This window comes from Pseudomonas sp. ABa2, from assembly GCF_056676075.1.
Window position 1 is genome coordinate 3,908,236 of record NZ_CM155239.1, and the last position, 20,270, is coordinate 3,928,505.

Sequence of the window (20,270 nt, forward strand, 5' to 3'; positions counted from 1 at the left end):
GGGACGCGAGGCGTCATCATAGCGTCCCGCGCTGGAATCCGCAGTCGACGTTATGGAACCTTTGCCGTACACTCCGCGTCCTAGCTGTAACCACGAAGGTTTTGGGGCCGATTAGGATTCGACGCCGGTAACGAAACTTGAGGGGCATGCCGAGTAGGTGACAGTTCTCGTAAATCCGCTGCCACAACTTCATAGTTGCCAACGACGACAACTACGCTCTGGCCGCCTAAGGGCGCCAGCTGACCCTAGGGGATGCCTGTAAACCCGAAGATCTGGTCAGTCATATAGAACAGGATCGCCGCCAAGTTCGCTGTAGACGTAACGGCTAAAACTCATACAGCTCGCTCCAAGCGCCCTGCCACTCGGGCCGCGCGGAGTTAACTCAGTAGAGATGGCTAAGCATGTAGAACCGATAGCGGAGAGCTGGCGGACGGGGGTTCAAATCCCCCCGGCTCCACCAAATAAACCCCTGATTTTCCTAGAGAAAGTCAGGGGTTTTTCTTTGGGGTGTCGAAAAGGTGTCGAGAGGGTAACGGACACAAAAAAGCCCCTAAATGGGGCTTTAATAAAAAATCTCAGCAAGCTCGCCTGAATTTATGAATTCACTCGACTCGCATAAAACTTGCTCCAGAAGCTGGGGTCTCGTTTCGCTTTCTTGGCGAACCAAGGATCGGAGCAGTATGCATCTCTTAAGCGTAGAGATGCCTGCGCGCGTCTTTCCGCTTCCTGCAAGGTGATCACTCCAGCTTCCCAGAACTGTTTCCAATAGCCGTCCGCCGCCAACGTAGCAGAAGGTTTTACTTGAAAAGTCGTAGTACGCATCACTGATCTCCGGGAGGTCAAACTCCATTGAGTCGACAGCTACCTGAATCATACCCTGAATGTTTGTAACGGTATCACTACCCCAGACAAGCGGTGGGACACCGAGTTCCCTAGCCCCTCCGAGCTGACGCTGGTGGGGCGCCAAATGCCGTGTGGTACCGTACTTGAGCGCAGATGATAGCATCGCATCCGTACGTCGGCGAAGAGCCATATCTGACAGGCCCTGCGGGTCACCTATGAAGCTGTACCCGCAACCGTGGGCGAACGAAGCGACTGCTGCATAGATCGCTGAACCGCCAGAGCCGGGCACCGATTCAGACACATCAATCCATACCTGATAGGTGTTCTTATAGACGAAGAAGCTGGAGCCACTCCTATCATAACCGTGGCACCAGACCATTTTGTCAGGGTCTTCCTCTTCGCGAGATTCAAGCACAGCAGCTGGAGCCAAAACTAAGCGGTTAATCGCCTCGTCCAAAGTGGTCTGCTCAGTGAGGCGAGGATACTGAAACAAATCCTCCTCTCGCGTGGCAAGACGAAGCAGCCACTCAGCTGCAAATGACGACACAGACATCTCCATCCGCGGAGCTAAAGACGCGCTATGTTCTCTGAAATCGGCCCAAACCGTAAAGCATCCTGCAGATGATCTGGGGCCAGGTGCGCGTAGCGCATGGTCATGGCCAGGCTGGAATGACCCAGGATTTTCTGCAGGGTGAGGATGTTCCCGCCGTTCTGGATGAAGTGACTGGCGAAGGTGTGTCGCAGGGCGTGGGCGGCCTGCCCTTTCGGTAGGCGGATGGTCGTCCTGGCCAGGGCGCGGCGGAACGAGGTGATAGCCGAGTTTGGCTGGCCGTGTTGCTTCCAGTGCCTGACGATCTTGGCTTCAAGCCCTGCAGTGATGGGCACCGAACGAACCTTGCCGTTCTTGGTTCCGCTGAAGGTGATCACGCCATTACGCAGGCCGGTCGGTTTCAGCTTCTCAGCCTCAGACCATCGAGCACCGGTGGCCAGACAGATCAGGGCGATTATCTCGACGTGCGGGTTGTCGCAGCCGCGCCGAATCTCTTCCAGCAGCTCGGCAATCTGTTCAGTGGTCAGCCAGGACAGCTCCCGTTCCTGCACCTTGAGCGGCTTCACCAGGTCAAGCGGGTTGGCGTAGTCGATCACACCCAATCCACGCAGCTCGTTGTAGACCGCACGCAGATAGCCCAGCTCGTTGTTCAGCGTCTTGGGTGAGGCGCCCTCCCCTAACCTGACTCGACGATCCTGGGCGTAGGTTTGCGGGTCGAGCTTGGCGCCCCGAGGATTGCGCAGGCGCTTGGCCAGAGCATCGAGCTTGCTACGGCGGCGTTCACCATCACGCAGGGAATGCCCATGCAGATCGAACCAGAGTCCAACCAGCTCGGTGAGGGTGCGACGGTCTTTCGGCCTGGGCGACCAATCTGGATTCTCGACAACCTTGGCCCTGCAGGATGCTTCGAAGCGCTGGGCTTCGCCCTTGGTCTTGAACGTCTTGCGGAAGCGCCTGCCCTTGATGGGTTCTACGTCCACCTTCCAGCGGCCATCGGGCAGTTGGTCAATCGCCATCAGACAGCACGCCCCCAGCGAACATGGCGTTCCTCGAGGATGCCCTTGATGTGCTTGTACAGGCCGTCTTCGTCCATGCCCTTGGCGGCATAGTGGTCGCGGATCACCGGCCAGCACTCCCAATCCTTGAGCCGGTGAAATCCCCTCCTAGCGCCCACTCGCTCCCGTGCCAGCAGGCTTACGAAGTTTCCCAGGAACAGCTCCACGTTCTTGCCGGAGAAACCGCGCGAGGTCTTGTACTGCCGCTTGTACTCGGTGTCATCCAGCAGGGAATCCACCGGCAGATCGACTCGGGCGTCTTCGCGGATCAGCGTCCAGATCGGTTCGAAGTATCCAGGGCGAGCCAGCAGCTTGAATTGCCCCAGGCCATAGCGCCACAGGCCATCGAGGTGTGGGGCGAAAGCGGCGTAGCAGTTCGTTTCGATGGCGTTGCCGGTGTGCAGGTCAATCGAACCGCTGGCGAATTGCTGGATCACGGAATGGTGGTAACGCAGCTCGACACGCCACACGTCTTGCTTGGGGTCGTAGTTGTCCGGGTCGCCCTCGTCGAAGCTGTCGCGACGCTTCCAGACGCCTTCCCAGTAGTCGAGCTTGTCTACCGCTCGGGCCTGGGCGGTTTTGTTGTAGATACCCAGCTGGACGCTCCCCGCCGAGCCAAACAGGTAGGACTGGCCCTTACCGTAGGTGGCGGACTCTAGGGTCCACTGAATTTCCTTGATGCCGGAGATGTCGCGGGCGGCACGGGCGCGGCAGTGCATATGGGCGACCAGATCGGCAGGCAGCTGCCAGCCTTGCAGATCCAGAGCGAGGTGGACGGCGCACTGGTTCACTTCAAGGTGCGAGAGGATCTGCTCGGCATAGAAATCCATCCTGGCTTGCAGCCTCTCAGGCGACAGGGCGTCGATGGCATGCGGTGACACCTCGATTTTCAGGTGAGGACCAATGTTCTCCTGCTTGGCGTTGAAGTTCTTCACCAGCAGGATGAAGCCCAGGTCAGCGTTCTGCAGCTTGTACTGGTAGCCCGAGTCCTTGCCCACACGGCCGGCATGCCAGCGCTCTCCGGCGAAGTCGACGATGGTGCCGGGCTTGTCGAACAGGCTCATGATTTCCGGGCGGATCAGGCCGCGGTACAACTGGCGGACGGTATCGACGCCGCAGTGCAGCAGGCGGACTTTCGACAGGTCGACAAAACGGGCTGTGCTCGGGTCGACGAACAGGCGCCCGGTCGGGTCTTCACAGGCCACCATGTTCAGTCTCAGGAAGTCTTTGGGCTTTCTCATCTGTTCACCTATTGCTGATTAATGCGGAAGTTTTTCTCTAACTCTCTGACGTGCTACAGGGACGTCAGCGGCGGGCGCGCCGCTGTGGCACCAGCGCCCGTTGCGCTACGCTGACTCGGCGCTGGTGTCTGCTCGCGGCGCGCTGCGCCCCCGACGCACGCGCACGCGCTCCGGCTGCGCCGAAGCACACCCACGTGCGTCGAGGGCCCGCACTTTTCTTGCTTCATCCATCGTTCAAGCTCCTTGAATGGGTCTGGTTCGATCAGGCAGGCCTGTTCCTGGGTGTAGGAAGGCACCTGGGGACGATCAACGGGCGGGAGGCTGGCGTACCAGAGGAAGGCGCTCAGCAGCGCCAGGAAAGCGAGGTGGAGGCAGTCAGCGAAGTGCAGCGGGCGCGGCCGGATCAACACCAAGGGCTTTGCCCTTGTCATCCCACTCTTGCCGCCGAGGGCTCGGGAGCGCGGGGCGGTGAAGCTGCCCCACTCTCCCGTGGTCAGGCTGTTCATCATGGCGTGGGGTCAAGGGTGCGCTGCGCCCGTGCTTCCGTTCGCCGGAACGGTGAAGCTGTTCCGACGAGCCGGGAGCGCGGCCCTGGACCCTTCCGAATGGGTCAGGGTCATGCGGCCCAGTACGTTGCCGGAACTGCGCCGGTCGCGGTACCGCATCGCCCTGATAGTGCAAATGTCGTCGAAGTAGTATTCGTTCGGGTTACGCGTGCTGGAGCTGACTTCGACCGCCAAGAAGCACGGGGCGCCCTGCATATCCGGCGTGGGCAAGAGGACGCCGACAATGTGCACGCATTGCCAGAAGGATTCCGGCTCAGCGTCCCAGGCGGTTTCGAGCAGCACGGTTTTCCCGACATAGCTCAGGGCCGTGGCGGCATCGAGCTGGAGACGTGGCTTACGCATGGTGGCGCTCTCCTTGCGTGGCGTGGCCCTGGATCAGGTGCGGCAGCGGCAGGCGGCCCAGCACCTTACCGACGGCGTGACGGTCGCTGATGCCGCGAATAGTGTTGATGCTGTCGAAATAGACCTCTTGCGGCATGTCGTTACCGATATCGAACGGCATGACGAGGAAGTAGCCGTCTTCGAACACGCCCTGAACCGGCAGCACCACGCCAACGATGTGGTAGCAGCGCCATAGCATTTCGTTGTCGTCGTCCCAGCGCAGTTCGACGAGCACGGTCTGGCCGATGTAGCCGATGGCGGTAATGGGATCGAACGCGAGAGCAGGCTTAGACATGGGCGTAGTCCCCTTCCTTGAACTCGGTTTTGCCCTTCTCCAGATCGGCGCGGAGACGGGCGAGATTGACCATGCGGAAGTCGGCCAGCTTCATGCTGGGGATGGTCTTGCTGTCCACCCAGTTGATGACCTCTTCGACCGTCACGCCGCTCAGCTCGGCGAAGGTCTTTACGCTGCACAGGTCGAGGCTTTCGTCTGGCTTGCTCATTGGGTGCCCTCCTTGGCGGCTTTGTCCTGGGCGTAGCTCGCTTCCAGGCGAATGACGACTTCCGAGTTCATCGAACGGCGGGCCGCGAAGGCGGACTGTTCGATCTTGGCGCGCAGCTCGGGCGGTACGCGCAGCTTGAATTGCGGGTCTGTTCGGCTCACAGCGTCCACTCCTGCTCTAGAAGCTGCTGGGTCAGCAGGGCCACATTGACCATGGTGCGTTTGCCCACCTTCTTGGAAGGCAGGTAGTTGCGTTCTACCCAGGTGCGCACCACAACCGGTTCGTCGCCCATGCCGATCCACTCGGCGAACTTCTGCCACGGCATCAAGGGCGGGGCGCCGTGCAGCTTTTGCGGGTCAAGACCTTCCGTATCCATAAGCTTTAATCCACTATGTTCGGCATTGATCGGCATTCCGAGGGAGCAAATATAGCCCTCGGAGCAAATATAGCCCCCACCGTAGGTGAGAGCAACATTTGCCCCAAGCAAAGAGAAAATCATTATCTATATGGAAAGCTCAGGCGATAGGGCTCGTCTATTGATCAAGATGTACGGCCCCAAGAGGATCAGTACCGAAAGCGGTACAGACCACAACCGATGGAAAAGCCTCAGCAAGGGAGCAGTGCGGATCAGCACTGAAGAGATAGACGTACTGGTGAAGATTTACCCTCAGTACGCACTATGGCTGGCTAGCGGCCAGGTTGCGCCTGCAGCTGGACAAACAAGCCCGGCCTACGACGAAGCCAACCGAAACTTGAGCCAACCCAACGCGGGATAGCGATCACCCAGGAAGCAGCTAGGCGCTGGTATGCCCGAAAAATGGAAAGCACTTGTAAGGATGCATGATGATGAAAGTAGCAGTAACCGCCCTAGCCGCATTCATGGCTATTAGTACGCGCATGACCGCAACGGCAGCACCTAGGCAAGAAACTAGGCCGCGGCAAATAGGGGCGAAAACTTAACTCGCTCCTACAAGAAAACACCAGCCATATCACAGATTAATGATTACTAACCGCGCAACCTTTTATAGTCATCATCACCAATTACAGGCGACCCTGCAGACTGTGTTTTCATAAGCCCAACAGCGTGTTCGCAATCAGCAAGGTTATGATAACCTTCAGAACTCACTGCGATTATCTTTCCATTTTTCGCAGTAAATCTCCAACGCCACTGACCAACAGAATCCTTATATATGTAGTAATAAGATACGTCTGCCATAACACCCCCTATCAAATGACCGTTAAGATTACACCCACACAGCAAACAGCATAACAAGGAAGAAGTTCATTTATCGACATTGCCAACCCACATTACTTTTATACTCAGCCCTACAGAACGCACAAAAAGAACACTCAGACACAAGAGCAGCCCCCACTTAAATTTTTTGACTAGAAAAGGGGGTAGAATTTTGACCAAACAAATCACTACTAGCTTTATCGGCAAGCTTTCTTGTGACTTCAGCCCTTTCGCTTATATAACTCAAAGCATCATTAATTCCACCTGAGATCATTGCCTGATCTTCAGCAGCAGCCGCAATCCTAGCACTCATTGCAGATATATCTGCTATTGCTCGGGAAATTGCCACAAGTGACTCAGACGCACTTATTACTCGCCCTTGTGCATCTAAAATATTCAGGGCGGTTTCTTGCATGATTAATGAGGCGCCCGCAGACCCTTCTTGTAATAAACCAACCAATTCAGCTATTCTGCTTGTTGACTCTAGGTTTTTTTGCGTTAAAGACATTACCCCATCAACGACAACAGCAAAACCTCCGCCCTGCCCACCTGAACGAGCTACCTCTATAGCAGCATCTAGAGCGAGAGCACGTGTTTGCTCATTCATGCCTCTAACCTCTTCCAATATCGACCCAATAATAGCGGATCTATCACCCACAGACTGAATCGCTCTTGATGCTTCTTCAACACTACCAACGGACTCTGCAATGTAACTTACAGCATCACTAGCACTCTCTTCTTCCAAGGCACATGAAGCCCCTGATAAATCTCTATCTTTTTCAACCACAGAAGACAACACCTCACTAGACAAAGAGTGCTCTTTATACCTAAAGTCAACTGCGAATTTACCTAGCAAAGCACCGAGAACCCCACCAATTACAGCACCAACACCAGGAGCCATAACCGTTATCATTGCTCCCACTACAGCACCAGCACTAGCTCCGCTAGCAGAACAGGATAACTGACTCAGTGCTTTCTTCATCACAGCACGCTCCCCGCACTCATGACAAAATAACCAACAACTGCGGCAGAAACAGCAACAATCCCAGCCGAACGGCTTTGTATTGGAACCTCATGTGATGGTTTGAGTATAACGCTTGCATTACCATCCTCAAATCGCGCTACAAATGCTATTGCCAAAATAATTAAACTCATGGCTAACACAAAAATATTTAACCAAAAAATCCATGCCGGAGCATCTTCTGCAGCATTTATAGCCACGCCAGATTGCAACGATATGAATACTGCATACATTAGCCAACCATACTCCTCTACCACCTGCCTCCAAGTCTTAAGATGCAGCTTTAAAGAATGAGTATTCCCAAGCGAGGCACGCCCCCAACAGACCACAAACCATACGATAACGGGTGAAACAAGGGGCACTAGCGCCTGCCAGAATATCCATTGAATATCCATTAATTGCCTCTTAACGAATACGCATCCATTTAACACGGATATCAACTAGATCACATTGCTGCCGCCCAAAACACTTTGGAGATAGCTGACAACTTTCTTTGTCACGCAGCAAAACCTTGACCGACATAAAGACAAGAAAAACGTGCGACTCTAGGGACGGAGGAGCAACCACACACCAGAGTAGCCAACAAGCTATCACGCTAGACGCTAGTAGCCGGCCTAAAAGCTGTCCAGACGACGTGTCGAAAAAGTGTCGAAATCACTGCGCGTCATAGCCATGCAATGCGGGCGTGATGACGCGGCGAGGCCAGTAAAGCCGGGCATTGCGTCATAAAGTGGCGTCAAAAAACGGGTTCAAATCCCCCCGGCTCCACCAATTGAAGCAAGCACAAACCCCTGATTTTCCTAGAGAATTTCAGGGGTTTTGTGTTTTCAGGGACTGCGAATGTCCCGAAAGTGTCACAGCAGGATCAGACTCCCAATAATCCGGCTTGACGATGGCTGACTTTTCTAGAGGCGGAACCTTTACCGGTAACTGGCAAGCGGGCAGCTCGGGAAACATCGTCTGGTCTGCATCATGAATACTCCTTGCGGCGCTCATCATCCTCCTGGCGTCAGCGCCCACTCAGACTGAGACAAACCGGTTTTCTCAGTAGCAGCATCAGATGCGATTGATTTCGTTATCCACCAGAGCCATCTGCTGCGCAGGGTTCCCTGGTATCACCGCGGGTAGCGCTGTGTGCCCACAGATCAACTAACCAGCCTGTGCCAAGCACTTACTGACATTCTGAACTTCCGCCTTTGCCTGTGGCATGCACTCCGGGCTAGTCAGGCTGCCGCCGCAACAATACCGCTCGACATATTCTGGCGAACAAGTTCTTCGGGCTGTGCTCCCAATAAAGAGCTGCATCGCGAACGCAACCACCGTTCGCCCGAATCACTGTGAGCAGCCCCTCTCCAGACCATCGATAGCTCTTGCTGAGGAAGTGCAACTGGCACGGCTTCCGCTCTCAACCCCCCCGAGCCAGACATGGCCTGAGCAACATATTCCGGCACGATGGCAATCATGCTGCTGCCTTCGAGTAGCATGGGTAAGGCGCTGAACTGCGGCACAGCGAGGACGACTTTACGTTGACGACCAAGCGAATGGAGGGCCCGGTCGGCATTCTCGATAACGTTGCCCATGGACGACACCACGGCATGCGGCCGCCGACAGAACTCTTCCAGGCTCAGTGCGCCAGCCTGAGAGTCAGCCCGCAGCAACATCGGGCGAATCGACCGTAAATGCTTACTCCGCGCGTTGGCCGGCAGCTGCAAGGCATGGCTGATGCCAAGCGAAATTTCCCCGGATGCAAGCAACTGGGGCAATTGCCATTGATCGGCGCGACGTACCACAAGCCTTATGTTCGGTGCATCGACGCGTAGGCGGCGCAGCAGGGTGGGTAACAAGGCGTATTCGACGTCATCGGAAAGACCAATATGAAAAGTGGCTTCACTCGTTGTCGGGTCGAACGTCTGACACGAGCCCAGCGCAGCAGCAATACTGTCGAGAGCAGGCGTCAGGTTGGAGAAAATTTCCTGGGCGCGGGATGTAGGCTCCATTACCCGCCCGGTGCGAATGAACAAGGGGTCATCGAACAGGTGGCGTAGGCGCCCCAAGGCAGCGCTGACTGCTGGTTGCCCAAGGAACAGTTTCTCGCCGACACGGCTAACATTTTGCTCGTGCATCATGGTTTCGAAAACTACCAGCAGATTGATATCCGCCCGACGCAAATCATTTCTGTTCATCATGTTAGGCACCTACGCAGAGTTGTACATTTTTTGACTGTCGCCGATCAGGCTGTGAGGCGACGCTGCTTGAACACAGTATTGCTGTCGCGATTAACGATGGGCTAGTGTCGCTCTGCGGCTAGCTGTGTCGCGGAATGGGGAACGCCGGATTGAATCTCGAAGACCTGCAAACATTTGTTGAGGTCGCTGATGCTGGCGGAATCTCAGCCGCCGCGCGCCACCTTGGAGTTTCCAAATCAATCGTCAGTCGGCGGCTGTTCCGACTGGAAGCGGACCTTGGCATTCAGCTTCTCGCACGAACCACCCGCGGTGCGGCACTTACAGAAGCGGGTATGACATTTCGGGAACATGCGGCCCGAGCCAGTGCCGAGATTGAGACGGCCAGGGAAACGATTCTTCCCACCGGGGATCTTCGTGGTCGATTGCGGGTCGCAGTGCCGCTTTCCTCCGGCCCGATACACTTTGCCCCTGTGCTCGCTGAGATGGCACGCCGCTACCCTCGCCTTCAGATTGATGCGGCCTACGGAGATCGCTTCGTCGACCTGGTCGCAGAAGGCTTCGATTGTGCCATCCGGGTCGGCGCCCTACGCGACTCGAACCTGCTGGCCAAACGCGTGGGCCAGATTTACGGCAAGCTCGTCGCCAGCCCGGACTACATCAAGGCACATGGAGCACCCGAGACGCCGGACGAAATCGCCGCCCACCAGGCGTTGCTCGGCGCCGAAAGTTGGCGCTTCATGGATGGAAACAAGGTCATCACCGTGCAGCCGCAGGGACGCTTCAAGAGCGATAACGGCGCGGCGCTGGCCGGTGCTGCGGCAGCGGGGCTCGGTATTGCCTGGCTCCCCGATTGTGTCACTTACGAATATCTGGCCTCCGGCGCACTCGTTCCGATCATGACTCGCTATCCACTGCCAGTAGGGGACGTTTACATCGTGCGGCCGCCCAGCGCGCACCCAGCGCAAAAAGTGCGCATCCTCTCGGAGTTGATGATCGAATCATTTGAAAGAAATCCGCCGTTTACAGATGCGATGGCCAAGGTTGCAGCGACACGCAACCTTACGCCTGGCTGACACCACCGAACTGCGAATACAAGCATCGCTATACCTGGCTCAGGACAACTTTCTGGAACGCCAGAGCTGCGACGTCGAAGCAACACATAGCGTCCGCCATAAATAGGCGCAGAACTGCTGAGCTCGAGCGGCTATCGCGGTAGAAAGCCCTATCAAGCGGGCCGATACCGCAATCATCGGCAGCCGCATTCGATCAAAGCTCGATGCACGCACTTTGTGCCATCAAAGGGTCGGTGTTCACCTGGCCCAGATCCGTGGCATCGCCATCTACCTGGCGCTGCGTTTAGTGCCGTACTGATCCGAGGTGTGCCGCTCATCAATTCACCTTCTGGCTGCCTCGCAACTGACTGTCGGATCAGCGACGGCAAGGTGTGAGCTTGCCGTTCGATTGTTCACGATGTTCCGCTGGCTCGTGTCTTCAACATGGCAAGGAGAATACCTGCAGAGATCGCAAGCACACCGGCAATAAGACTGATGCTCAAGCTCTCACCAAACCAGAACACCGAGCTAATCAAGCCCACCAGCGGCACACCCAACATGGCCAGTGACATGCTCGTCGCCGGTAGCCACATGCTTGCGGCGTTGACGGCGCAGAAGCAAAAAGCGGTAGCCAGCGGGCCGACGAACAAAACGATCTGCCAGAACGTCATTGAGCCATCGCCTGTGAATGGTCCCTCGACGATTCGTGCGAGCACCAGCAGGGGAACCGCAGCGACCAGCATCTGCCAAGGAGCAAGCTCGTAGGCCGTAGCGCGTACGTTGGCGTAGCGCAGGTGCAGAATGCACAGCGCCCAGCAGGCCGATGCGATCAGCAACATCAGGTTTGCGCGCACTAGGTTCGCATTGTTCCAGTCCAGCGCCAGCGGGTTGAACAACACGGCTACGCCGAACATGCCGAGGGCGGCGCCGAACAGCTGACGAGGGGCCAGACGTTCACGAAAGACGAGCACGGCCAATGGGGTCACCCATAGCGGGGTCGTGTAGGCGAGCACAGCCGAACGACCCGCTGGGAGGTCCGTCATGGCCAGCGCGCCGAGCAGTGTAAAGGCAAGCATCTGTAACAGACCGACACTCAGCAAGAGTGGCAAGTCGCGCCCACGGGGTCGGTACAGGGTGCCGGTCGCCAATTGCAGAAGGAACAGGCACAAGGCGCCAAGTGCGAAGCGGCTGGCTGAGAACCAAACGGGGGTGACGTGATCAAGTCCCGCCTTCATGACCGGCCAGTTGACGCCCCATACCAGGATCGCCAAGAGCAGCAACGCGATCCCCTTGACTCTAGGGGTCAGCAAAATGCGCTCAGATATTGGAGCGTTTCGAGCCTCGGTACTCAGGCTTTGCGGGCAGGTCGTCACGATGACCTCCTGAAGCAATTAGTGGGTACAGAACAGCCTAATGGTCCCGAGGCAGAGAAACTTTCCTAATTGACTTGTAAGACAGCGGAGTTTTAGTCAAATATTCTCCTATTGTTGAAATATGGAGAAAAATTTAATGCGCAAGCTTGATAGGACCGACATCGGGATTCTCAACCGGCTGCAGGAGAATGCGCGCATAACCAATGCCGAACTGGCGCGCGCGGTCAATCTTTCCTCTACCCCCTGTTTCAACCGGGTCAAGGCCATGGAGGAGCTTGGGTTGATTCGTCAGCAGGTCACGCTGCTGGCCCCGGAGCTGCTGGGTCTGCATGTCAACGTGTTCATTCACGTCAGCTTGGAAAAACAGGTGGTCGATGCACTGGCGCGTTTCGAAAGCGCCATTGCCGAGCGGCCGGAGGTGATGGAATGTTATTTGATGACTGGAGACGCCGATTACTTGCTACGCGTGCTAGTGCCTGACATTCAGGCGCTGGAGCGCTTCATCCTTGATCATCTGACCAAAATCCCCGGTGTCGCGAACATTCGTTCGAGCTTTGCGCTGAAGCAGGTGCGTTACAAGACGGCGCTGCCATTGCCACCCAATGGGTTGGTGGTTGGATGAAGCGGATCCCGTGGGCGAGTTCGCTCAGCCTGCGTGTATCGGTTGGTAGCTTGCCGCTGCCAGGGCGACCCAGGCCCCTATCCACAGCTCAACAAGGCTCGCTGTACATGGGTGCACCAAACGCCAACGCATACGCGCGCCCATGGCCGCGGACTTTGTCAGAGCGACCTGGCCCAGTCTCGCAGCAAATATTTCTGGATTTTGCCCGTCGAGGTTTTCGGCAACTCGCGAAACACCACGATTTTAGGCAACTTGTAACTGGCCAGCTGCTCGCGGCAAAACCCAATGATGTCCTCCTCCCGAGTGTCCGCACGCCCCTCCTTGAGGGCGATGAACGCGCAGGGCACTTCTCCCCATTTCTCGTCCGGCCGGGCTACTACCGCAGCCTCCAGCACTGCCGGATGGCGATAGAGAACACCCTCGATCTCGATGGTGGAAATATTTTCACCGCCGGAGATGATGATGTCCTTCAGTCGATCCTGGATTTCGATGTAGCCGTCCGGGTGTCGCACCGCTAGATCGCCGGTGTGAAACCAACCGCCAGCGAAAGCCTCGCGAGTCGCATCAGGGTTTTTCAGGTAACCCTTCATTACTGTGTTGCCGCGCATGAAGACTTCGCCCATGGCGATCCCGTCGCTCGGGACGGGTTGCAGGGTTTGCGGATCGGCCACCATCAAACCTTCCAGCGTCGGATAACGCACACCCTGACGCGATTTGATCCTAGCGCGCTCGTCGAGCGGTTTTTCATCCCACTCGCCATGCCACGCGCACACCGTCACTGGCCCGTAGACTTCGGTGAGCCCGTACACGTGGGTGACCTTGATACCCATTTCCTCGACCGCGCCAATGACCTTCGCCGGCGGTGCTGCACCGGCCACCATGGCATCGACCGGATGCTCGATGGACGCCTTGTCTGCATCCGGCAGATTGACCAGCGCATTGAGCACGATTGGCGCGCCACACAGGTGGCTGACGCGATGCTCGCGAATCAACAACAGGATCTTCTGCGGCTCGACACGGCGCAGAAACACGTGCGTGCCGGCGAGCGCGGTGACCGTCCACGGGTAGCACCAGCCATTGCAGTGGAACATCGGCAACGTCCACAGGTACACCGGATGGTTGCCCATGGCCCAGGTCATCTGGTTGCCCAAGGCATTCAGGTAGGCGCCGCGGTGGTGATAGACCACGCCCTTGGGGTTGCCGGTGGTGCCGGAGGTGTAGTTGAGCGAGATGGCCTGCCACTCGTCCTCCGGCCACTGCCAGGCAAATTGCGGGTCGCCTTCGGCCAGCAACGCTTCGTAATCCAGCTCACTCACGGCACGCCCTGCGCCGTACTCCGGGTCATCGACATCGACCACCAGTGGCGGATCAGCGAGCAAGCTCAAGGCCTCATGGATCACAGCGTGGAACTCGCGGTCAGTGATCAACACCTTCGCTTCGCCGTGCTCGAGCATGAAGGCAATCGCCGGCGCATCCAGGCGCACGTTCAGCGTATTGAGCACCGCGCCGATCATCGGCACGCCGAAGTGCGCTTCAAGCATCGCCGGAATGTTGGGCAGCATCACCGCCACCGTATCGCCCTTGCCGATGCCCCGCCGACTCAACGCACTGGCAAGGCGCCGGCAACGCTCATAGGTGTCTCGCCAATTGCGCCTGAGCGCGCCGTGGATGACCGCGGGATATTGTCCGTAAACAGCAGCGGTGCGCTCGATGAAGCTCAGCGGTGAGAGCGCTATGTGGTTAACCGCCAGGGGCGCCAGGCCCGTTTCGAAAATCGACATGAGGTTTTCCTGTAAGAAGGCCACCCGCCGAGTCGCTGGGCTGGAAGCCTCCAATGGCTGATTGTTAGCTCTGATCAGGTTTTGAACGGCCCCGCCTGATCGACGGGGCCGCAACAAAGGTGGTCGCTAATGAGGCGTTTCTTCGGCTATCTGGATGGCCGCAAACTCTTCCTCGGGAGTGCCGGACACCAGGTGGTGACGGCTGTAAAACGCAAAGTAGGCAATGAAGAGCCCGTAGATTGCCGCCGCCCCCAGCATCACTTTCGGGTCGACCAGGAAGCCGGCGACCAGGGCGATCGCCGCCAGCACCAAGGCGAATGACGAAGTGACGATGCCGCCTGGCGTGCGATACGGGCGCTGCATATCCGGGCGACGGATGCGCAGAGCGATATGCGCCGCCATCATCAGCACGTAAGACAGTGTCGCGCCGAACACCACGACCAGGATCAGCAGGTCACCCTGCCCCGTCAGCGACAGGCCGAAACCGATGACACCCGGTACGACCAGTGCGTGGACCGGCGCCTTGTTGCGGTTGGTAACCGACAGCTTGCGCGGCAGATAGCCCGCTCGCGACAAGGCGAAGATCTGCCGCGAATAGGCATAGATCACCGAGAAGAAACTGGCGATCAGGCCGGCCAGGCCAACCAGATTGACGAACTGGCTCATCCAGGTCGAACCTCCATGGACCACCTCCAGCGCCGCCACCAGCGGGTTACCGGACTCCATCAGCGCCATGGCTCCCGCCGCCCCGGGACCCACCGTCAGAATCAACGCAGCGAAGATCAGCAGCAGCAGCATCGAGCCAATCAATCCTCGTGGCAGGTCGCGTGTGGGGTTCTTGGTTTCCTCTGCGGCCAGCGCGACACCCTCCACGGCGAGGAAGAACCACATCGCGTAAGGGATTGCGGCCCAGATGCCGACATAGCCGAATGGCAGGAAGCTGCTGGCCCCCTTGGCTTCGGTCACCGGGATGTCGAACAGGTTGGCAACTTCAACGTGTGGAATCATCGTCACGATGAACAGGCCAAGTGCAACGGCCGCCACCGCCGTAATCACGAACATGACCTTCAAGGCCTCTCCGGCGCCGAGGACATGGATACCGATGAACACCGTGTAGAACGCCAGGTAGATCGGCCAGCCGCCCACGCCGAACAGCGATTCGCAGTAGGCGCCGATGAACACCGCGATAGCGGCCGGCGCGATGGCGTACTCCAGCAGGATCGCAGCGCCCGCGAAGAAGCCACCCCAGGGCCCGAAGGCCGTGCGCACGAAGCCGTAACCACCACCTGCGGTGGGAATCATCGAAGACAGCTCGGCCATGGAGAAGCACATGCACAGGTACATGGCGGCCATCAGCAAGGTGGCGAGGAACATGCCGCCCCACCCGCCTTGGGCCAGGCCGAAGTTCCAGCCGGCAAAGTCACCCGATATGACATAGGCAACCCCCAGGCCGATAAGCAGCACCCATCCCGCGGCACCTTGTTTCAACTGTCGGTTCTGGAAATAGTGCGCATCGACACCTTCAGTTTCGACACCGTGCGCGAGGCTGATGGTTTGTTCTTGTTGAATGGACATGAACTGGGTCCTCTTCATGACGGCCGCCGTGCACCTGCACGGCGGCGTGAGGCGAATTAGGGAGTGGCAGTACTTAGAAAAAGCCCAGCGGATTGATGTCGTAGCTGATCAGCAGGTTCTTGGTCTGCTGATAGTGATCGAGCATCATCTTGTGGGTCTCGCGCCCTACCCCGGACTTCTTGTAGCCACCGAACGCGGCATGCGCCGGGTACAGGTGGTAGCAGTTGGTCCATACGCGTCCGGCCTTGATACCGCGCCCCATGCGGTAGGCACGGTTGATGTCGCGGGTCCACACCCCGGCGCCCAGGCCGAACTCGGTGTCGTTGGCAATCGCCAGGGCCTCGGCTTCGTCCTTGAAGGTGGTCACGCTGACCACCGGGCCGAAGATCTCTTCCTGGAACACGCGCATCTTGTTGTGGCCCTTGAGCAGGGTCGGCTGGATGTAATAGCCGGTGGCCAAGGAGCCCTCGAGCTTCTCCACCCTGCCGCCGGCCAGCAGCTCGGCGCCCTCCTCCTGGGCGATTTCCAGGTACGAAAGAATTTTCTCGAACTGCTGCTGGGAAGCCTGGGCGCCGACCATGGTCTCAGTATCCAACGGATTGCCGCGCTTGATCTGCAGCACCTTCCTCATCACCACGTCCATGAACTGCGGGTAGATCGACTCCTGCACCAGCGCGCGCGACGGGCAGGTGCACACCTCGCCCTGGTTGAAGAACGCCAGCACCAAACCTTCGGCGGCCTTTTCGATAAAGGCCGGCTCGGCGTTCATGATGTCTTCGAAGAAAATGTTCGGCGATTTGCCGCCCAGCTCCACGGTGGACGGGATGATGTTCTCGGCGGCGCATTTCAAGATATGCGAGCCCACCGGGGTGGAGCCGGTGAAGGCGATCTTGGCGATGCGCTTGCTGGTGGCCAGGGCCTCGCCGGCTTCGCGGCCATAGCCCTGGACCACATTGAGCACGCCCGGTGGCAGCAGGTCGCCGATCAGCTCCATCAGCACGGTAATCGACAACGGAGTCTGCTCGGCAGGCTTCAAGATCACGCAGTTACCGGCGGCCAAGGCTGGAGCGAGTTTCCAGGCGGCCATCAACAGCGGAAAGTTCCACGGAATGATCTGGCCGACCACGCCCAGCGGCTCATGGAAGTGATAGGCCGCGGTGTGTTCGTCGATTTCGGCGGCGCTGCCTTCCTGGGCGCGGATGCAGCCGGCGTAGTAACGAAAGTGGTCGGCTGCCAGCGGCACGTCGGCATTCAGGGTTTCGCGAACGGCCTTGCCGTTGTCCCAGGTTTCGGCCACGGCCAGCAGCTCGAGGTTGGCTTCGATGCGGTCGGCAATTTTCAACAGCACCAGGGCGCGGTTCTGCACCGAAGTCTTGCCCCAGGCATCGGCGGCGGCATGGGCGGCATCCAGCGCCAGTTCGATGTCTTCGCTGCTGGAGCGGGGGAATTCGCCGATCAGCGAGCCGTCGACCGGGCTGGTATTGGTGAAGTACAGGCCGTTGACCGGCGCAACGAATTCGCCACCGATGTAGTTGCCGTACCGTGTCTTGAGTTTGATGACAGCATCGGGTGTTCCGGGTTTTGCGTAGATCATGGTGTTCTCCGTGACATCGTTCTTGTGATTGTCGGGCGCAGTACCGCTGCGCCGGTCAGAGTCGCTCGAGCACGCGCGCCAAGCTGTTCAGGAAGATCTCTGCATGCTCGCGCTGGAATACCAGCGGTGGGCGGATCTTGAGGGTATTGACGTGTGGACCGGCGGCGCCGATCAGCACCTGCTCCTCTCGCAGGCCGTTGACCACTTTTGCCGCGGTCGCGGCATCGGGCGCCCCCTCCGGGGTAGTGAAATCGAGGCCCAGATACAGCCCCATGCCGCGCGCATCGCCGATGCCCCTGTGGCGTGTGGCCAGGCGCTTGAGCCCTTCGAGCAGCAACTTGCCGGACTCGTGGGCATTGGCGATGAGCTTTTCCCGCTCGATCACCTCCAGTACCGCCAACCCGACAGCGGACGAAACCGGATTGCCGGCAAAGGTGTTGAAATAGCCGGACTCGTTGGCGAAACGCTCCAGGATTTGCGGCTTGATGGTGATGCCCGCCGTTGGGTGACCGTTGCCCATCGGCTTGCCCAGGGTGACGATGTCCGGGACCAGGCCATGACACTGAAAGCCCCACATATGGCGCCCTGATCGCCCATAGCCCGGCTGGACTTCGTCGGCGATATACAGGCCACCGGCCTCTCGCACAGCCTCGACGGCTTCGCGCAGGAAACCGGGCGGGTCGAAGAAGCCGCCGTCACTGGTGAAGAATGAATCCAGTAACAGGGCCGCTGGCTTGATACCGTGACGGCGCATATCGGCCAGGGCCGCACGTACGTCGGCGGCAAACCGTCGGCCAACTTCTTCGGGGTCTTGCGGGTTATGTATGGGCGCCGCAACCGTGCGCACATCAGGGCTCGCCGCGAGTTGCGAAAACTGCGAGGAAGACAGTTCGGCAATGCTGGCGGTGAGTCCGTGGTAGGCGTAGCTGGTAACGATCACACCGGTACCGCCGGTATGGTCACGGGCGATACGCACCGCCAGATCGTTGGCCTCGCTGCCCGTGCAGGTAAACATCGCCTGACTCAGCTCGCCAGGCATGGTTCCCAGCAGTTTTTCCGCGAAATCCAGGATGTTGTCATCCAGGTAACGGGTGTGCGTGTTGAGCAGGCGTGCCTGGCGACACAGGGCATCGACGACATGCGGGTGGCAATGCCCGACTGACGGTACGTTGTTATAGACGTCCAGATAGCGCTGCCCTTCGACATCGTAGACCCAGACGCCTTCACCACGAACCAGATGCAGCGGGTTCTGATAGAACAGTTGATAACCTGGGCCGAGCAAACGCCGTCGGCGCTCGATCATCTCGCGGGTGCGCGGCGAGAGAGTGTTACTGCTTTCCTGGGAAAAAGCGTTGGTTTTCAACATGCTGAGCGGCCTCGCTAGGCGTGCAAAGAAGTACCGGAAGCGGCATCCAGGTAGCAGATGCGTGTTGGAAATAGTGCCGCTGGTTTCTTCGCGCGACTTGACCTTGGCAGATTCGTTATCTGCGCTGCGGTCAACTTCCAGCCTTGGATCTTGTAATTGTCCTCTGCAGTCAGATTCACTCCGCCCAAGGTCAAGCACATCCACGACAGTCTCTCCATCCTGATTCTGACTTTTCCTCAGAACACGCTGGAGCTGACGTATGAGCACTGCAAAACAAGAAGAAATCGGCCTTCAGACCCTGCACGATGTGGCGATCCGCACGCTCGCCGATTGCTACCCGCCCCATGTGCAAGGGCAAGTAACGCTGCTGTGTCATTCAGAGAACGCCACCTACCGTGTCGATACGCCGGGCGGGCAACGTTATGCCTTGCGCGTGCACAAGCTGGGTTATCACCAAAAAGCCGATATCGAGAGCGAACTGAACTGGCTGAGCGCTTTGCAGGCGTCAGGCATTCAAGTCCCGCGCCCCATCGCAGGCCTGGATGGACATTATGTGCAGAGTGCTGGGGTGGGTATCGGCAAGGAACTTAATCTGGTGCTGTTCAACTGGGTCAACGGGAGCGAGCCCACCGCAGATGTCGACGTCAGTGCCTTCATGCGGTTGGGCGCCATTACCGCAAAGCTGCATCAGCACAGCCAGCAATGGCAGCGCCCAGACGATTTTCGCCGGATTGTCTGGAATCACCAAAGCATGGTCGGCCCCGGGGGACACTGGGGAAACTGGCGGGATGCGGTCAATCTGGACAGCAGCGCGTTTGGTTTGATCGAGGAGGTGTTGCAACGCGTGGATCGCGAGCTGGCGGGCTATGGTCAGGACGCTAAACGGTACGGTTTGATTCATGCCGATCTGCGTTTGGCCAATCTGCTGGTCGATCATGAGCGCACGCACGTTATCGATTTCGATGACTGCGGTTTTGGCTGGTATATGCATGACCTGGCTTCGGCTCTGAGCTTCTACGAGCATCACGAGCGACTGAATGACTGGATCGAACACTGGCTGGCCGGTTATGCGGCGGTGAGTCGTTTGACGGCGCACGACATCGCCATGATTCCGACCTTCATCATTCAGCGGCGCATCCAGCTTCTGGCCTGGACCGGAACCCATGCTGACACCCAGCAAGTCCGTAACCTCGGGGCGAACTGGGCGAAGCAAAGCCTTGATCTATGCCGGCGATATTTGAACGATGAACTCGCCCAGGTCGCGCTTCGATGAAGCTTCATTAACGACAGTCGGACACTTTCAAAAAATAGCGTTCTCGGCAGCGGC

Annotated in this window: 20 protein-coding genes and 1 other RNA gene; 4 read left to right on the forward strand and 17 right to left on the reverse strand. The window is 58.1% G+C overall.

Annotated features, from left to right (window positions below; translation table 11 throughout):
• Positions 1-103: 103 nt before the first annotated feature.
• Positions 104-460, forward strand: a transfer-messenger RNA (tmRNA) gene (gene ssrA / locus AC1G9C_RS19040).
• Positions 461-562: 102 nt separating this feature from the next.
• Here ssrA and AC1G9C_RS19045 read toward each other — a convergent pair.
• The 12 genes from AC1G9C_RS19045 to AC1G9C_RS19100 all read right to left on the reverse strand — a co-directional run bounded on the left by AC1G9C_RS19045 (position 563) and on the right by AC1G9C_RS19100 (position 9,580).
• The gene (locus AC1G9C_RS19045) at positions 563-1,390 is read right to left on the reverse strand and encodes a hypothetical protein (RefSeq protein ID WP_480408481.1); all 828 of its coding nucleotides are present in this window, start codon (positions 1,388-1,390) and stop codon (positions 563-565) included.
• A gap of 20 nt (positions 1,391-1,410) precedes the next feature.
• Positions 1,411-2,409 (reverse strand): phage integrase, encoded by a 999-nt coding sequence (locus AC1G9C_RS19050; RefSeq protein WP_480408482.1) that lies wholly within the window; start codon positions 2,407-2,409, stop codon positions 1,411-1,413.
• A complete protein-coding gene (locus AC1G9C_RS19055; RefSeq protein WP_480408483.1) occupies positions 2,409-3,689 on the reverse strand; it encodes a hypothetical protein in 1,281 nt (426 codons plus the stop codon). Before AC1G9C_RS19055 ends, AC1G9C_RS19050 begins: the two co-directional genes overlap by 1 nt.
• 518 nt (positions 3,690-4,207) lie before the next feature.
• A complete protein-coding gene (locus AC1G9C_RS19060) occupies positions 4,208-4,597 on the reverse strand; it encodes a hypothetical protein (protein ID WP_480408484.1) in 390 nt (129 codons plus the stop codon).
• Complete coding sequence (locus AC1G9C_RS19065; RefSeq protein WP_480408485.1) at positions 4,590-4,931, reverse strand: hypothetical protein; 342 nt, start codon at positions 4,929-4,931, stop codon at positions 4,590-4,592. Before AC1G9C_RS19065 ends, AC1G9C_RS19060 begins: the two co-directional genes overlap by 8 nt.
• Positions 4,924-5,139, reverse strand: coding sequence for a hypothetical protein (locus AC1G9C_RS19070; protein ID WP_457789352.1), 216 nt, complete (start codon positions 5,137-5,139; stop codon positions 4,924-4,926). The genes AC1G9C_RS19065 and AC1G9C_RS19070 overlap by 8 nt, the downstream gene beginning before the upstream one ends.
• Positions 5,136-5,300 carry an Arc family DNA-binding protein gene (locus tag AC1G9C_RS19075; protein ID WP_480408486.1) on the reverse strand — a complete coding sequence of 55 codons (165 nt, stop codon included), beginning with the start codon at positions 5,298-5,300 and terminating at the stop codon, positions 5,136-5,138. The genes AC1G9C_RS19070 and AC1G9C_RS19075 overlap by 4 nt, the downstream gene beginning before the upstream one ends.
• A complete protein-coding gene (locus tag AC1G9C_RS19080) occupies positions 5,297-5,515 on the reverse strand; it encodes a DNA-binding protein (protein ID WP_480408487.1) in 219 nt (72 codons plus the stop codon). Before AC1G9C_RS19080 ends, AC1G9C_RS19075 begins: the two co-directional genes overlap by 4 nt.
• Before the next feature lie 630 nt (positions 5,516-6,145).
• On the reverse strand, positions 6,146-6,355 hold the full coding sequence (locus AC1G9C_RS19085) for a YegP family protein (protein ID WP_480408488.1): 210 nt from the start codon (positions 6,353-6,355) through the stop codon (positions 6,146-6,148).
• Between the two features lie 157 nt (positions 6,356-6,512).
• A complete protein-coding gene (locus AC1G9C_RS19090; RefSeq protein ID WP_480408489.1) occupies positions 6,513-7,355 on the reverse strand; it encodes a methyl-accepting chemotaxis protein in 843 nt (280 codons plus the stop codon).
• Positions 7,355-7,789 carry a hypothetical protein gene (locus AC1G9C_RS19095; RefSeq protein ID WP_480408490.1) on the reverse strand — a complete coding sequence of 145 codons (435 nt, stop codon included), beginning with the start codon at positions 7,787-7,789 and terminating at the stop codon, positions 7,355-7,357. The genes AC1G9C_RS19090 and AC1G9C_RS19095 overlap by 1 nt, the downstream gene beginning before the upstream one ends.
• Before the next feature lie 828 nt (positions 7,790-8,617).
• Positions 8,618-9,580, reverse strand: a complete 963-nt coding sequence (locus AC1G9C_RS19100) for a LysR family transcriptional regulator (protein WP_480408491.1) — start codon at positions 9,578-9,580, stop codon at positions 8,618-8,620.
• Positions 9,581-9,729: 149 nt separating this feature from the next.
• On the opposite strand from AC1G9C_RS19100, the gene AC1G9C_RS19105 reads away from it, so the two are divergent.
• Positions 9,730-10,653 (forward strand): LysR family transcriptional regulator, encoded by a 924-nt coding sequence (locus AC1G9C_RS19105; RefSeq protein ID WP_395505921.1) that lies wholly within the window; start codon positions 9,730-9,732, stop codon positions 10,651-10,653.
• 392 nt (positions 10,654-11,045) lie between these two features.
• Here the strand turns inward: AC1G9C_RS19105 and AC1G9C_RS19110 are convergent, their stop codons facing one another.
• A complete protein-coding gene (locus AC1G9C_RS19110) occupies positions 11,046-12,005 on the reverse strand; it encodes a DMT family transporter (protein WP_480408492.1) in 960 nt (319 codons plus the stop codon).
• Positions 12,006-12,141: 136 nt separating this feature from the next.
• Here AC1G9C_RS19110 and bkdR point away from each other — a divergent pair, with 136 nt between their 5' ends.
• On the forward strand, positions 12,142-12,627 hold the full coding sequence (gene bkdR, locus AC1G9C_RS19115) for a Bkd operon transcriptional regulator BkdR (protein ID WP_148117580.1): 486 nt from the start codon (positions 12,142-12,144) through the stop codon (positions 12,625-12,627).
• A 158-nt stretch (positions 12,628-12,785) separates the two neighbouring features.
• On the opposite strand, the gene AC1G9C_RS19120 is transcribed toward bkdR, so the two are convergent.
• The 4 genes from AC1G9C_RS19120 to AC1G9C_RS19135 all read right to left on the reverse strand — a co-directional run bounded on the left by AC1G9C_RS19120 (position 12,786) and on the right by AC1G9C_RS19135 (position 18,943).
• Complete coding sequence (locus AC1G9C_RS19120) at positions 12,786-14,408, reverse strand: acyl-CoA synthetase (RefSeq protein WP_480408493.1); 1,623 nt, start codon at positions 14,406-14,408, stop codon at positions 12,786-12,788.
• Positions 14,409-14,534: 126 nt separating this feature from the next.
• Positions 14,535-15,983, reverse strand: coding sequence for an ethanolamine permease (gene eat, locus AC1G9C_RS19125; RefSeq protein WP_480408494.1), 1,449 nt, complete (start codon positions 15,981-15,983; stop codon positions 14,535-14,537).
• A gap of 73 nt (positions 15,984-16,056) precedes the next feature.
• Entirely contained in the window at positions 16,057-17,577 is a 1,521-nt protein-coding gene (exaC, locus tag AC1G9C_RS19130) for an acetaldehyde dehydrogenase ExaC (RefSeq protein ID WP_480408495.1), read from the reverse strand.
• Between the two features lie 55 nt (positions 17,578-17,632).
• Entirely contained in the window at positions 17,633-18,943 is a 1,311-nt protein-coding gene (locus AC1G9C_RS19135) for an aspartate aminotransferase family protein (protein ID WP_480408496.1), read from the reverse strand.
• A 259-nt stretch (positions 18,944-19,202) separates the two neighbouring features.
• On the opposite strand from AC1G9C_RS19135, the gene AC1G9C_RS19140 reads away from it, so the two are divergent.
• Positions 19,203-20,216, forward strand: coding sequence for a phosphotransferase enzyme family protein (locus AC1G9C_RS19140; protein WP_457789334.1), 1,014 nt, complete (start codon positions 19,203-19,205; stop codon positions 20,214-20,216).
• The last annotated feature ends 54 nt before the right edge of the window (positions 20,217-20,270 follow it).